This window comes from Bartonella sp. MM73XJBT.G, from assembly GCF_028618435.1.
Classification (GTDB): domain Bacteria; phylum Pseudomonadota; class Alphaproteobacteria; order Rhizobiales; family Rhizobiaceae; genus Bartonella.
The window spans coordinates 98,470-113,280 of sequence record NZ_JAQISW010000006.1 but is presented as its reverse complement, the minus strand read 5'-3'; the positions used below and the strand labels follow the sequence as shown (position 1 = coordinate 113,280).

Here is a 14,811-nt window from a genome sequence, read left to right as displayed (position 1 = left end):
ATAAGAGACATTTTTAGTCCTTATATAATTTTTATTCACACGCTCATCCCACTTGTAACATAAAAGCGAGTGATTTTGATTGATTCAAAATAAGCAGATTTGAAATGAGAAAATCTTACAGTATTTAAAGGTTCTTATTTAAGTTGAATAAAAATAAATTATCATTATAAATCAATGATTTGTATCTGTTATGAAGCCTCAAAAACTTCTAGAGACTTCAATATTCTTTTAAAAGACGCGATTCATCGTCTTGTAAATAGAGCTTATCCACAAGCTTCCTTATCGTTTAAGGAAAACACCTTAAGGGAAAAGCAAAAAGAACCGGTTTGAAAACAACCTGGTCTTTAAGCAAACCAGATCAGAAAGGAAGTCAAAAGATCTATAGCGACAGTTTAGAAAAATAAAAGCAATCGAGAAACCTTAAAACAGCTCCATTTTTTAAGAAATGTTTTTTTAAAAAACGTTTTCGTCTCAAAAAGATTCGGCTATCGATAAATGACAGACGATGGCGGATGAAATTGATAAAAACCACCTCCCCCTCACAAGGGCATTCTTTTAACTGATTCAAGACCATTGAGATTGCGTAGACTCTATAAGTTCTCTGTTTTTATTTTTTTATCAAGTATTTTGTTTTATTGTATATTGAGCAATGGCGACCATGCTGGATCGGAAGCATCATTGGGTGTGGGGAGTTGGCGTTCATTGCGTCCCGTAATGTCAATGGTATAGATTTTGGGTCCCATGCCAGGGTTTTTACGAAAGAACATCAGCACACGACCATTGGGAGCCCAAGTCGGTCCTTCATTGTGAAAACCAGTGGTTAAAATTCGTTCTCCTTGTCCATCAGGGCGCATAACACCGATAGAAAATTGTCCACTTAATTGTTTTGTAAAGGCGATATAATCACCTCTTGGCGACCAAATAGGTGTCGAATAACTCCCTTCGTTTAAAGAAATACGCTGAATATCACTGCCATCGGCATTCATTTTATAAATTTGTGGCTTTCCACTACGGTCTGAGGAAAAGACGATTTGTGTTCCATCTGGTGAATAAGAAGCGGAGGTATCAATGGCGGAAGTTGTTGTCAATCGCGTCATTGTACGGGTCCGCAAATCCATGGTGTAAAGATTTGCACTTCCATCATTTTGCAATAAACTCATGATAACTTTTTGTCCATCAGAAGAAAAACGCGGAGCAATTGTCATGTTATGAAACGTTCCAATCAACTCTCTTTGCCCCATTTCAATTTGTTGTAGATAAACATGAGGGATTTGATGATCCTCATAAGCCATATAAGTGATTTCTTGCCTTTTTGGTGAAAACCGCGGTGTAAGTATCAATTCACTTCCATCAGACATATAAATCAAATTTGCGCCATCTTGATCCATCATAGCTAAACGTTTAATGCGTGCATTTTGGGGACCTGTTTCATCGATAAAAACAATTCTTGTATCAAAATAGCCGCTTTCTCCTGTCATTTCACTGTAGATCTCATCAGCGATCATATGGGCCACACGCCGCCAACGTTCTGTCGCGGTATAAAAACGCCGTCCTTTCAATTGTCGCTGTCCAAAAACATCCCATAGACGAAAATCAATCCTCAACCGTCCGTCGTTTTCTCTCATGACTTGCCCCGTCACCAAACCTTGCGCTTTTATTTTCTGCCACGAAACAAAATGCGGTTGTTTATTTGGATTAGAAATTTTTTCAAAAAACTGTTCCTTATCAATCGGTAAAAAAAGCCCCGATCGTTCAAGATCGGCTGTCACCACAGCCGATATTTTCAATCCAATCGAATCATTGGAAATAAAATCTGTAATTGCAATGGGAATGGGATTAAAATCAGCACTGGAAATTGTTCCTTTCAATTGCGCATAACCCGATGAAAGACTTGAAAGCCACAAACTGCAAGTGACAATAAACCAAGTAAAAACTTTATGTCTTGTTATAGTCATCATAGAATGTGTCCTTTCATTAAGCGATTTTTTCTTTATTTATCATCTTATTTCTTGGAGGGGGTCAACATTAAAGTCAAAACCTTGCCCCCACAGATCATATTGATCACGGGGGAGATCTACATAAGGTTGGCATGAAAAGACAGCCGCATAAACCTGCCTTATCATAATCGCTTGTTGGCTCTCAAGACCGCTCACAGGATCAATGATAGGATCGCCCACCACCATCCCTTCACGGTCTAAATAAAAGCGCAACCGCACGATGGGACGATTTTTTAAATCGCCACCAAGTGCCACAAGTTTAAGCTTCTGTTGAATACATCCCCCCGCAATATTGACCAATGTTTGTGCCATTTTTGTGGTATCATGAATATTTTTTCTTGCCCCCAAAGCTTCTGGTGTATGAGAACGTTTTGCGCCCCCTCCTTGTGAGCGCGCACGATTGAGTAAATTATTTTCTTCCAAAGCTAAAATATCTTCAATGGTCTTTTTCTCTTGATTTTTCTTGTTAAGCTTTGACGTCTTTTGATTCAATGCAGCCCCATTCTTCATTAGAAATTCTTCATTAAATTTTGGTTTAAACTGCGGAAGAAGAGGTTTTTCTGGAAGTGCAATTTTGGGCGCTTGCTTAACAACCTGCTCTTCTAATGCCTTTTGCACCGTTGAAGACAATTCTTTCGGCAATATCCTCTCTTCATTTTTGTGCGCAAGCTCAGGCACAATCTTAGACACTTCCTCCACTGCTTCTACGGGGACTTCAGGAATAAGCTTCGATGTTTCTTCTGGAGTGCTCAAAGGCGCCTCAGGGGTAAGTTTAGCGAGATCTTCTGGGACGCTCAAAGGCATCTGAGGCGCAAGCTTCGATGTTTCTTCCGGGGTGCTCAAAGGCGCCTCAGGGGTAAGTTTAGCGAGATCTTCTGGGGCGCTCAAAGGCATCTGAGGCGCAAGCTTCGATGTTTCTTCCGGGGTGCTCAAAGGCGCCTCAGGGGTAAGTTTAGCGAGATCTTCTGGGGCGCTCAAAGGCATCTGAGGCGCAAGCTTCGATGCTTCTTCCACTGCTTTTGAAATCTCTTCTGTTTTTTCTTCTGTTGGTTCTGTACGTTCAGATATTTCCGATGCGTGCTCACTTGGCGGGGGCGGTGTTGTTTCAACGGGGCGCGGCTTTTCCTTTGGTTGAAAAGGTGCAAGACTATCTTGTTGTCCTTCTCCAATATGGCGAGCATCTTCTATCTCTTGAGGAGAAGTGGTTGGTTTAACGGCGGGGATTGCATGGAGTGGCGCTTCTACAGCGCCTTGTTGAGAAGAAAACTCTTCGCTCAAAGGTGCAAGAGTGATGGGAATTGCTTCTAATGGTTGTGGCAAAGAAACAGAGTTTGTAAATTGAACAACCCCCCAACTGATAAAAATAACATGGACCACAAGGGATAAAGCCAAGCCTCGTTTCATACTATGATAGGAGTCTTTGTTCATTCTTTATGCCTTAATTAATACCTTGTATTTTTTGACTTTTAATCACGCTGTAATCTTTTAAAAACATTTAAAAACAACCAGTTATGGTCAGTTTTATTATTTGTTATTTATTGTGCTAGACTTGCTAGCGCAACTTGAGAAAACCCAGCCTTTTGAATATCTGCGAGCAATTTTAAGACTTGTTGATATTCAACAGTTTTAGCAACCCGCACAAAAATCCGTTGATCTTTTTGTGTAGAATCCGCTTCCAGAAGGGCTTTAAGCTGTGCAATCAACGCTTGTGAACTGTCATAATAATCTTGATGAATGGCAAAGCGCCCTTGCGCATCCAGTGAAACCGTAAGGGGTGTTTTTTGCGCACGGACGGGTCCTGCTTGACTGCGTGGCAAATCCAAAGGAACACCATTCACCAAAAGAGGCGCAGAGACCATAAAAATAATAAGCAACACCAACATCACATCCACAAAAGGGGTAACATTAATCTCACTCATCAGTTGGCTTCGTGAATGATGCCGCCTCCGTGTATTTTTTCGAGAAGAAGAAGCAACAGAAATTCCCATGGGACAAGCTCCTTTTTATAAAGGGGAAGATGCTGTGCGTGTTTCATCAATACGCCGCGAGACAATTGTTGAAAATTCATCAGCAAAATTTTCGATTTGTGCAATGATGCGCGCACTTTCATGGGTCAACTTATTATAGGCAATAACAGCTGGAATTGCTGCAAACAAACCAATAGCTGTTGCTAAAAGTGCTTCTGCAATCCCCGGTGCGACAATGGCAAGAGATGTATTTTGAGAAGCAGAAATAGAAAGAAAAGACTCCATAATACCAATCACTGTTCCAAAAAGACCGATAAAGGGTCCTGCAGATCCTAGTGTTGCAAGAAAACTTAACTTTGATTCTATTTTTTCACTTTCACGTCCCAGTGTTAGATCCATCGCCTTATCAATTCTACTTTGCAAACTGATCGAAGTATGAGTTCCTTTTTCAAGAGATTTTTTCCATTCAACCATTGCTGCCATAAAAACAGCAGATATGCTATTGGTATGTTGGCTTTTACAAGCGACATAAAGATCTTCTAGCGCTTTGCCTGACCAAAATGTCCGTTCAAATTTCTTTATTTCACGCCGTATTCTCCGGTAGGTAAAAATTTTATCAAAAATAATGGCCCAACTCCAAACGGAAGCAAGCAGCAACCCAACCATAACAACTTTAACCACGAGACTTGCTTGCATAAACAAATGCAACATTCCCATTGTTTGCGGATTCATTAGTTCACCATGCGGCATAATTTTTGTCCCTCTAAATGAAAGGTGCACTTCTTAAAATTCTATAAAGCAGATTGTTTTATAGTTTCTAAATTTAAGTAAAAAACTTTAGTCTCACATAAATCTATGCACTAAAACAAGACCTGTTTCTTAAATTTCTTTTAAAAGTGATCATCACAGACATCTCTCAAGACACCGCGCACCCCTTTCACAACGGCCTTAACGACAAGATAACCATAGAGCTTCTCCCTCCACCAATACCTATAAAGCATGAAACCCAATCCCCCTTCTTTCCGTTTATGAAAAGAACGCTCAACCATCTTGACTTGTCCCCCCCTCATCTCAAAAGACGAAAATTCCACCTCGCACCGATCTCGTGTGAACAATCCGGCTTCTCTCAGCCGATTCCTATGGCTGACCATTCATGCGGTCCACTTGCATAAGGCTCTGGAGACAAACCCTGCCCAAAATATTCTTAATCTCTTCCCCTTTCAAAGAACGAAAGTTTCTCCAATCCCATTTCTAAAGCCCCCACAAAACTTCCTTAATTTTTACAGTTCCACATTTTTACGCTTTTCTATCTTGAAAGAAATCAGCAAATAAAACGAACCCTGCACCGTTTTACAAATAATAATCTATCAACAATCCAGTTTTCCTTAAAGCGAATTCCCTCTCGTTGACTTCAGATCCCCGACTCTCAAATAGCACTATTTGACAGTATAATAGCATAGCCAATGCTTTAATTGGTCTTGCCAATCTCTTGAAAGTGCTTTATCAATCAAAAGATATTTTGATCGTCTACGCACCGATCAAGAGGGATTAAAGGTCCTAAGCTCTAGCGTACAAATAAATCCACTGTTGTGGGTGTCCCGGGATTCCGGGAGATTTTGCTATGTCCAGGTGCCAAAAGCACTAAAAGCAAAAAGCTGACTAGAGCTCAGTACCTTTAACTCCCGGAATACCAATGCGAGGGCGCTCGCAACCGGCGGGGGCTTAACATGCAAACCAAAAATTCACATTTTAACGATATTTCTATTGGCAAAAGAATTCGTCATAGAAGAATGTCAATGAGGCTTTCTCAAAAAGAATTAGGAAGCCATTTAGGTGTTAGTTTCCAACAAATCCAAAAATACGAAAAAGGGTTAAACCGTGTAAGCGCAGGACGTTTGCTAGAAATTGCCAACTTACTGGAAGTTCCGATGAGCTTTTTTTACGCGGATATTGCAACAAAAGAAGATAACCTCACAAAAGAACATCATTCCCACTATGATCAAGAAATCTATAGTGAAAAAGAACACACCCTTTTGAAAACTTTTAGAGAACTCCACCCTAAAAAACAAAAGGCAATTTGGTGGTTAATTTCCGATTAGATAAAAGCACGCACAAAGCCCAAATCCTTTATTTCATTTTTACAGATCCACGTTTTTACGCTTTTACATCTTGACAGAAATAAGCAAACGAAACTATCCCCGCACCACTGCGTATCCTCTATCAACACGCCGGCTTCTGGTTCTAGCGGATTTCTCAGCTGATTATTTTATAGGTTATCACCCTCTCTCAAAAAAAGTGTTCCCCAGCCTACCCTAAAATATTCATCCCCCCACTTTCACAAGCCCCCCCTTACATTTACATTGTGCAACGACTACCGCCCTAAAGAGCAGTGTTTTATGACATGATAGGATAAGCGTTTCCAGCTCAAAATTTGTGATCAATCTTGGCACTTAAAAAACTTTATAAAAGACATTTTATGCCTTTCTCAATCCTTTTTATATCCCCTCATCAACCCTGCGTGTGACAAGAAAAAAATGTGACATGCAAGAAATTGATTTTGGTGAATTCATAAAAGAGCTTACAAGCCTTCTCTGAAAATAACAATGTAATAAATGATCATGATTAATAAAGTTTCATCATGATAAGATGACACATTGCCTCAGGCGGATATTGTTTCTCTCATTTTCCTTCAAGTTTCATAAGCCCCCTCGAGCACAAAAAAACCAAAAATAACCCACCATAAAATGCCTCACCCCGTGCCCCTCATTCAATATCCCTTCTATGTAAATCTGATATAATTAAGTCTCATATAATCCCATGCAGCCTCATTGTGCTATGAACGCGCCCTTTTCAATGATGATCTTCATCTCTCTGGCATCATGAGATAATTTTAAAGCTTCTGTAACGTTAAAAAAGCCTTTTTATCCTCTTGACTTCATGAAAACCATCCCTTTCATTTTCTTGGCTCACTTGCAATATTAAATCATTATGACATTGAAAATTATTCATATATTTTTATATTTTTTTCAATGCCTTATATATTATTCTCTTATGAGAGTGTAAGCGAATAATTTTTATGGTTTCAAAATGGAAAAGAGCTTGAAATGAGAAAATTTTACGACACCCACGGGCTCTCATTTAAATTGAATAAAGCTATATTATCTTTATCAATCAAACTGTTGTACATTCAACAACCAAGAATTTTAACCAAGCAGTTTTGCAAAAAGCTCTTTGGGTAAACGTCGCGGTTTTGCTTCTTCATTAATCAGAGCAATTTCAACTTTTGCTGTTACCAACGTAGTCGCCTCATGCACAATCGATTGCTCCATAAAAAAGCGTGCTCCTTGGATATGATTAACACGTGTTTTAACGACTAAAAGATGATCAATTTGGGCTGGTCGTAAAAAACTAATTTCCATATGACGCACAACAAAAAATAGTTTTTCCCCTTCCCCCCCTGCAGCTAACATTTTATTATTAAAACCGGTATCCCGTAAAAACTCTGAACGTCCCCGTTCAAAAAATTCTAGATAACGCGCATGATAAACCACACCGGAAAAATCTGTATCAGCCACATAAACGCGCACCTGAAAATTATGAAAAGCATTTTTATGATTGCTCTTGAAAGGCGTTATTTCTGTCATTGACTTCATGTCCTATAAAATATTATTTAAGATGGCAAATTGTTTATCAATCAAAAGATTCAACATATTTTTGTGTTGAAGTTGTGAAAAGAAAAAACACAAAATTCTCCATCGTCCTAAAGCTTTTCGATCAGAAACAAGAACAGCAGAACACTTCCTGTGCTTATAAGAGCTTACGATAAATCATCCGCACAGTTTTTAAAAAAGATGCCTCAGTCATCTTCCCCGTCCCATAAAGTTGTCTGCAGTGATGCATTATCTTGAGCATCAGAAAGTTGCGTACGCTTTTGTATCAACGTTGAAGCAGGTGCAGCAAGTCCTAAATGGCTCCACGCCTTTTCCGTGAGAATGCGTCCTCGAGCCGTTCTCTGAATAAAGCCTTGTTGGAGAAGATAGGGCTCAACGATATCTTCAATAGCATCGCGTGGTTCTGATAAAGCAGCCGCAATGGTTTCAATTCCCACCGGTCCCCCTAGAAAAGTTTCCGCAATCAGCAGCAAATAACGCCGGTCAAGTGGATCAAGTCCAAGATGATCGACCTCAAGGCGCGAAAGCGCTTCATCGGCGATTTTTTGATCAATTTGTTTTGCTTTTTTTACCAAAGCAAAATCACAAACGCGCCGTAAAAGCCGTCCAGCGATGCGCGGGGTCCCCCGTGCTCGGCGTGCAATTTCATGGGCACCATCATCACTGATCTTGACACTAAAAAGCCGCGCATTACGCTGCACAATATATTCCAGTTCCTCTATCGTATAAAAATTAAGACGAATAGGGATACCAAAACGGTCTCTGAGCGGTGTGGTCAAAAGCCCCAACCGTGTAGTTGCTGCCACTAAAGTAAATTTAGCCAGATCAATTTTAACCGAGCGTGCCGCCGGTCCTTCCCCAATGATCAAATCGAGTTGATAATCTTCCATCGCTGGATAAAGAATTTCTTCAATCGCCGGATTTAAGCGATGAATTTCATCAATAAACAAGACATCTCGTTGTTCAAGATTGGTCAAGAGAGCGGCCAAATCTCCTGCTTTAGCAATGACCGGTCCTGAAGTAGAACGAAAATTAACCCCTAATTCTTTTGCCATAATTTGTGAAAGTGTTGTTTTTCCCAGTCCCGGTGGTCCTACAAACAAAACGTGATCTAGCGCTTCTTGCCGCGTTTTTGCGGCTTCAATAAATATTTTTAAATTGGCCCGTGCCGCCTCTTGACCAATAAAGTCATCAAGAACTTGTGGTCTTAAGGAACGATCCGGATCGTTGGGGAGGGGTGCAGCTCCTAAAAGGCGTTGATCTTCATCTTTATGCATTGTTACCTTTTATTCAAGTAGGAGAAGAAAGCAATTTGAGACTATGGCGGATCAAGAGGGCAGAAGAAATAGTTTCTCCTTCAAGGCTGTTCATGGAAAGAGCAAGAGCCCTGGCTGCTTGCTCACGTTCAAAGCCTAACTTCATCAACGCAGAAAGCGCATCCTGCGCAGGTTGATCAGCCCTCTCATGTTGCGGAATTGAAATAGTCTTGACCGCTTGTTCAAAGGGGAGCGTTTTACTTTTCAACTCACCCACAATTCTTTCGCTGACTTTTTTACCAACGCCCGGTGCTCGACTAATCATCGCTCCATCGTTTAAAGCAATAGCTTGTGCAAGTTCATCTGGTGATAAAGTGCCCAAGATTGCTAGAGCAACCTTAGCCCCTACGCCTGGAACATTTTGGAGCATACAAAACCACTCCTGTTCAGCTCTTGTTGCAAAACCAAAAAGGCGGATTGCCTCTTCCCGAACATGCGTTTCAATAAAGAGACTTAATGCCTCCCCAACAGAGGGCAAAGAAGGACGCAACCGATTTGAGATAAAAACAACATAGCCCACACCATGAACATCAAGAACGATATAATCCTCAAAGATATGTTCAAGCGTGCCCTTTAACTTGCCAATCATATCGCCATCCCAATCACATCGCCATCCTTGCCTGATAAGATTGCTCAATCCTCTTACGATGCATGCTATGGCAAAGAGCAAGAGCAAGGGCATCCGCCGCATCATTACTATCAAATTCAGCCCGTGGGAGGAGAACTTTTACCATCATATGAATTTGTTCTTTAGCGCCATGCCCAACACCAATAACCGATTTTTTCACCTTATTGGGTGCATACTCAAAAACAGGACACTTTGCCTGCGCAGGAACCAATAGCGCAATCGCACGTGCTTGCCCAAGTTTTAGCGTTGCTGTCGCATCTTTGTTGACAAACACATGTTCCACCGCGGCTTCATGGGGCATAAATTGATGCACAACCTCTGAAAGACCTTTATGGATCTGACAGAGTCTGGAAGCCAGATCACACTTTACATCGGAAGAAACTGTCCCTGCCGCAACAAACTGAAGACGATTACCCGCAAGATCGATAACGCCCCACCCCGTATACCGTAGTCCGGGATCAATGCCTATAATACGAATCGTCTCTGCCATAACCCCCAGTTTATACACTTTTCCCCCTTTTGAATAAAGGCTCGCCCATAAAGAAAACAGCAGTAAAACATAAAACCAGTAAAAAGAGGAGCATATATTATGAATTTATACAGTATAACACACGAACAAACAGAAGCTTTATGAGATGTAAAAATGCCATCAAACAAAACAATATACACCTTACAAGAAAGCAAAACCAACGCATAAAAACTCCCCTTTTATCTCATCTTTCCCCTTTTATCTCATCTTTAATGTCATAATGATTAAATCATAGAAAGCAAGCACCGAGAGAATTTTGATATATCAATGGCAAAAATTCTCCTCTCTGGATAATATATGCCACCGAGTCTTTTTTCGTTATACCGCCCAAAAGCGGTTTTTAATAATTCGATTTGTTTTGCCAGCGGATTTTCATCTTCTAAAGTACTGGAAGCAGCTGCTTCTAACCGCGCACGCATATATTTTATGCGTGCCTCTCAAACGGGCGTGAATGAGCAACAAATTGGCGGAAAATTTCCGGAAGTTCGTTCCAATGAGGCGTTTCAAATTCCAATGAGGGGGTATGAAGGGAAACTTTGACGATTTCTTTTTTTATTTGTTCTGATGACATTTCCCCTTAGACAAAAGCCAAAAGAATACCCTTTAAGAACGCCCAAAAGCGGTTTTTAATAATTCGATTTGTTTTCCTACTGGATTTTCATCTTCTAAAGTACTGGAAGCAGCTGCTTCTAACCCCGCACGCATATATTTTATGCGAGCTTCTAAACGCAGTGAATGAGCAACAAATTGGCGGAAAATTTCCGGAAGTTCGTTCCAATGAGGCGTTTCAAATTCCAATGAGGGGGTATGAAGGGAAACTTTGACGATTTCTTTTTTTATTTGTTCTGATGACATTTCCCCTTCACGCTCTGCCCGAAGAAGAAGGAGTTGAGAGGCAATTTGCATCAGTCGTGTACTTAAATACATCGCCTCTTTTGCGTAGAGTGCAGAAATTTCTGCTGAAAGGGAACGCGCGACAACTTTCCCTTCTGAATCGATATAGGCTGCTGTTTTTTCAATCAGCGCCATTGTCTCTTCATAGAGACGATTAAAAGCATTTTCAAAAGCATTATGCTCAATCATGATAATAGGTTCATCATAAGGACGTTTATGTACGCTCACGCTTTTATACTCCAAGGATCAGCACAAAACCACACTGTTCAATATTATATCACTCAATTATATCACTTAACGAACAGAGTCTTAAAAAGTTTCTTTTGTTGCTGTGTGAAATGCTTTTTTTAAAAATGACTACCTCTTTTAATTTTTTTGTGCAATGCGCTTTTTATACTAAGGTTAACGCAGCCGCACAAGGATCATGGGACCGTGTTTTTCTTATAAACGGATCAGTTTCCTTGAAAAAGCCCCCTGCAAAGACTGTCGTTTTTCACAATAATAGGCAACACCAAATTGCAGAGCTATCCCCGTTATCATTAAGAGGGTATCGGAAAAAAAGGTTGCTGTCATCACTGTTTTGATAATTTGTCCAAACATCGCAAAAATAGTTCCTGTTACAAAGACCGGTAAACTATGTTTTCCTAAGATTGCTAAAGGATGTTTTTCTGAAACAGAAAACCATTTATTGACGCACGGCAACGAAAGAATAAGAAAAGATAATGCAAGAACATGGAGCAAACGTGGCAAGCTTAAAAAAGTTTTATTAAAGTTGAGCAATGGGGAAGACCAGCCCAACCAACCCAAAACGCCCCACCAGTTTAAGCGAACCCATAACAGTGCCACCAAGAGATAGCCTGCCGCACACATCACCCAAAAAGACTTAAAAGCGATTGTTTTTCCTTGTTTAAGCGCTAAAGTACTGGTCAAGCCTATGACAAACAAGAATTGCCAAGACAAAGGGTTCAAAAACCATTTTCCCTTTATAGGATAAGAAGGGGGAGCAATTTTATACAGTCCACAGATGAGATAGAGTATAAATGAGCCCAAAAGCAGCCACTTTGTCTGTTTACGCCCCACATATAGGATAAAAGGTGCAAAAAACATCAAAACCATATAAAGCGGCAGAATATTATTATAGCCTAATTGATGTCCCAAGCTTAAACTATGCAAAAATGCTGTAAGCGGCTGTGCGACAAAAAGCCCCATATTGTTCATTGCTAACAGTTTTTCTGTTCTCCATAAGAAAAAGGCCCCTAAAAATAGGCTTAATGTGACAAAAGTAGTCAAAAGATATGCGCCATAGAGCTGCAAAGCCCTATACCAAAATTTACGTAGAATGAAGGAAAAAGGCTTCTTCTGTAACCGCGCATGAAAGCTTAAGCCCAGCGAAACGCCTGAAAGCAAAACAAAAACTTCTGCAGAATCAGAAAAGCCAAAATTTTTATGGGTTATATGCTCATAAAGCGTTCCGGGAATATGGTTGATAAAAATCGTCAATAAAGCTAAAGAACGAAAAACATCAATGCGTGTATCACGACGAAAAGGCTGCGTCTTATGATCAACAACGGCTTGGTATTTCATAAAAATGGACTCCCACGCGTCACAAAACTTTGAAGTTACATAAAATGGTGGTTACCCTTATCGCAAACAAGCATGAAAAGGATGAAACTTTAATTTTTAAGAGTCAAGTTTCTTTTTAAGTATTTATTTTTAAAAGGCAAAAGAACTAAAGTAATCATACGTATATCACAATAAAAAGGCGACATCTTATGCTTAACAATACGCTCATATATCATCAATGGATTCCCATAGGTTACAAAGCTCTTAAAGCCATATGAAGAAGGCGTTGGGATCATCGCAAACAAAGGAAGGATGAAACTTTAACTTTTAAGTATTATTTTTTAAAAGAGATATTATTTTTTTTAAGAGACTGGGATATGGTATGACACAACGAAAAAATAAACAGATTGAATCCCCTCTTTTTCCTCAATTGGTTTTAACCCTTGATGTTCGACGCAATATTCCATACAGCTTTTTGCGTCCTATTTTGCAAACAAAATCTTTTGCCTGTGTCATCCTTTACGATTCTGAACAGCAGAAAGATGATGGCTCTTTTTTACAAAAACAGGCTCAAACTTACGCAGAAGATATTCAAAACAATGATGCCGCTCTTCTTATCGCTGGTGACAGCCGCATTGCTGGACGTATAAAGGCTGATGGATTGCACATAGAAGATGATCTTAACGCTCTTGAAAGCTTTAAAAATCAGCAAAAGGAACAAAAAATCATTGGCTTTGGCAATCTACGCAATCGCCATAGTGCTATGCTTGCAGCAGAAACAGGGGTTGATTATCTTCTATTTGGCAAATTAGGGGCTGATAAAAAACCCCAAGCGCACCCTCGCAATCTTCAGTTAGCTACATGGTGGGCAGAAATTATGGAAACCCCCGCCATTATTCAAGCCGGCAGTGATTTTGCAACTTTTGATGAAGCCTTAAAAACGGGCTGTGAATTCGTTGCCATGGAAGAAGTTATTTTGGGGAACGACAATCCTTTACACCTGCTTCAACTTTGCCAAGAAAAATGTAAAAACACCCCCTTGTAATATGAGAGGGGAATTCATAGACAAAGCGCTAATAAAAATCCAAACATTAACCGTTATATCGCAATAACAAATAAAGAGGATAAAAATGCGTTTTTCTGACCTCAAAACTCAATAAAACTGCTTAATAATTCAATCAAATGAGATGAAAAGGCTAGCATCTTTTTTTGACATAATATATAGAGAGAAAGATCATTAAAATTTTCTAGTTCAATCTCTTATAAAGAGAAGCCATTATGATTGGGGAAGCTCATCATTGTTAATGTTGGTCATGAATACCAACAACAAGTGATAGAGATATGAAGGGGACATAAAAATGCAATATAACGGAACATCTGAAGATCTTAAAAACATAGTTTGCAAGTGTGGATATCAAATCAAAGAAGATAGGCTTCTACCACATCAATCCCCTGGAACACTTCAGATTAAAACCTCTAATGGAGGAGTTATTATTTGGTATAAACAAACAGGAAAACTTCAAATTCAAGGCAAAGAAAACATAAAACAAAAGTTAAAAGAAGATTTAGCAAAGAATATAGAAGAAACATCAACGACTCCTTCCCCAAAAGCTTCTTCTCATATCTCCACCCCTTCTTCAAAAATTTTTATCGTTCATGGTCATGATCATGGCTCCTTAACAAAGCTTGAAAATGCTCTTCTCAAGCTTAGACTCGAACCAAGCGCCCTACAAAATACGAGCGGTAATGGTTTACCTATCATTGAAACTTTGAAAAAAGAAATTTGTAAGGATTCTATAGGGTTTAGTATTGTATTGCTAACGCCCGATGATATAGGCTATGCTAGATCTGACGGTGAAACAAAAGCGCAATTTCGTGCGCGACAAAATGTTATTTTTGAAATGGGCATGTTAACCGCTGTGCTTCCTCTTGAGAGAATTGCTATTTTATACAAAGAAGGCATTGAATTGCCTTCAGATGTTAATGGAGTTTACTACCTTTCTTTTAAAGAAGACGTAAAAGAAACATATCTCAAACTTATGAAGCGGTTAAAGGCAGCTGGCTTCCATATAGATGCAGATGCAATTGATGCATTATGAATTTAAACAATACTCATCTTTAATTTTGAAAGTACACGCCCAAACCACATGGGCACCCCACCACTTCCCACAGACATACACATTCTGTAGACACCAAATTACCCCCCGCTCTTCTTCAAACAGCAAGCGATTGCGCAGATTTTGATG

The 14,811-nt window shown here is 39.7% G+C and carries 15 protein-coding genes; 4 read left to right on the top strand and 11 right to left on the bottom strand.

Annotated features, from left to right (window positions below):
• Nucleotides 1-632: 632 nt before the first annotated feature.
• From tolB to PVV59_RS05085, 5 genes are all read right to left on the bottom strand, one after another.
• On the bottom strand, nt 633-1,958 hold the full coding sequence (tolB, locus tag PVV59_RS05105; RefSeq protein ID WP_404978356.1) for a Tol-Pal system beta propeller repeat protein TolB: 1,326 nt from the start codon (nt 1,956-1,958) through the stop codon (nt 633-635).
• 39 nt (nt 1,959-1,997) lie between these two features.
• The gene (locus tag PVV59_RS05100) at nt 1,998-3,425 is read right to left on the bottom strand and encodes a cell envelope biogenesis protein TolA (RefSeq protein ID WP_273755007.1); all 1,428 of its coding nucleotides are present in this window, start codon (nt 3,423-3,425) and stop codon (nt 1,998-2,000) included.
• A gap of 107 nt (nt 3,426-3,532) precedes the next feature.
• The gene (gene tolR, locus PVV59_RS05095) at nt 3,533-3,985 is read right to left on the bottom strand and encodes a protein TolR (RefSeq protein ID WP_273755005.1); all 453 of its coding nucleotides are present in this window, start codon (nt 3,983-3,985) and stop codon (nt 3,533-3,535) included.
• A gap of 15 nt (nt 3,986-4,000) precedes the next feature.
• The gene (gene tolQ, locus PVV59_RS05090) at nt 4,001-4,714 is read right to left on the bottom strand and encodes a protein TolQ (RefSeq protein ID WP_273755003.1); all 714 of its coding nucleotides are present in this window, start codon (nt 4,712-4,714) and stop codon (nt 4,001-4,003) included.
• Nucleotides 4,715-4,854: 140 nt separating this feature from the next.
• The gene (locus PVV59_RS05085; protein WP_273755002.1) at nt 4,855-5,115 is read right to left on the bottom strand and encodes a hypothetical protein; all 261 of its coding nucleotides are present in this window, start codon (nt 5,113-5,115) and stop codon (nt 4,855-4,857) included.
• Nucleotides 5,116-5,691: 576 nt separating this feature from the next.
• Between PVV59_RS05085 and PVV59_RS05080 the strand changes: the two genes are divergently transcribed.
• Nucleotides 5,692-6,063: a helix-turn-helix domain-containing protein gene (locus PVV59_RS05080; RefSeq protein WP_273755000.1), complete on the top strand. Its 372-nt coding sequence runs from the start codon at nt 5,692-5,694 to the stop codon at nt 6,061-6,063.
• Between the two features lie 1,104 nt (nt 6,064-7,167).
• Here PVV59_RS05080 and ybgC read toward each other — a convergent pair.
• From ybgC to ruvC, 4 genes are all read right to left on the bottom strand, one after another.
• Nucleotides 7,168-7,608, bottom strand: a complete 441-nt coding sequence (ybgC, locus tag PVV59_RS05075) for a tol-pal system-associated acyl-CoA thioesterase (RefSeq protein ID WP_273754998.1) — start codon at nt 7,606-7,608, stop codon at nt 7,168-7,170.
• 212 nt (nt 7,609-7,820) lie between these two features.
• Complete coding sequence (ruvB, locus tag PVV59_RS05070; protein ID WP_273754997.1) at nt 7,821-8,912, bottom strand: Holliday junction branch migration DNA helicase RuvB; 1,092 nt, start codon at nt 8,910-8,912, stop codon at nt 7,821-7,823.
• 13 nt (nt 8,913-8,925) lie between these two features.
• A complete protein-coding gene (gene ruvA / locus PVV59_RS05065; protein ID WP_273755061.1) occupies nt 8,926-9,540 on the bottom strand; it encodes a Holliday junction branch migration protein RuvA in 615 nt (204 codons plus the stop codon).
• A 13-nt stretch (nt 9,541-9,553) separates the two neighbouring features.
• Nucleotides 9,554-10,069, bottom strand: a complete 516-nt coding sequence (ruvC, locus tag PVV59_RS05060; protein ID WP_273755059.1) for a crossover junction endodeoxyribonuclease RuvC — start codon at nt 10,067-10,069, stop codon at nt 9,554-9,556.
• Nucleotides 10,070-10,405: 336 nt separating this feature from the next.
• Between ruvC and PVV59_RS09915 the strand changes: the two genes are divergently transcribed.
• Nucleotides 10,406-10,648: a hypothetical protein gene (locus PVV59_RS09915; protein ID WP_404978355.1), complete on the top strand. Its 243-nt coding sequence runs from the start codon at nt 10,406-10,408 to the stop codon at nt 10,646-10,648.
• A gap of 63 nt (nt 10,649-10,711) precedes the next feature.
• Here the strand turns inward: PVV59_RS09915 and PVV59_RS05050 are convergent, their stop codons facing one another.
• Together PVV59_RS05050 and PVV59_RS05045 are read right to left on the bottom strand one after the other, a co-directional pair.
• Nucleotides 10,712-11,230: a DUF1465 family protein gene (locus tag PVV59_RS05050; RefSeq protein ID WP_273754995.1), complete on the bottom strand. Its 519-nt coding sequence runs from the start codon at nt 11,228-11,230 to the stop codon at nt 10,712-10,714.
• Nucleotides 11,231-11,443: 213 nt separating this feature from the next.
• A complete protein-coding gene (locus tag PVV59_RS05045; protein ID WP_273754993.1) occupies nt 11,444-12,586 on the bottom strand; it encodes an OpgC family protein in 1,143 nt (380 codons plus the stop codon).
• Nucleotides 12,587-12,947: 361 nt separating this feature from the next.
• Between PVV59_RS05045 and PVV59_RS05040 the strand changes: the two genes are divergently transcribed.
• Both PVV59_RS05040 and PVV59_RS05035 read left to right on the top strand, forming a co-directional pair.
• Nucleotides 12,948-13,610 (top strand): thiamine phosphate synthase, encoded by a 663-nt coding sequence (locus PVV59_RS05040; RefSeq protein WP_273754992.1) that lies wholly within the window; start codon nt 12,948-12,950, stop codon nt 13,608-13,610.
• Nucleotides 13,611-13,923: 313 nt separating this feature from the next.
• On the top strand, nt 13,924-14,664 hold the full coding sequence (locus PVV59_RS05035; protein WP_273754990.1) for a TIR domain-containing protein: 741 nt from the start codon (nt 13,924-13,926) through the stop codon (nt 14,662-14,664).
• Nucleotides 14,665-14,811: the final 147 nt, after the last annotated feature.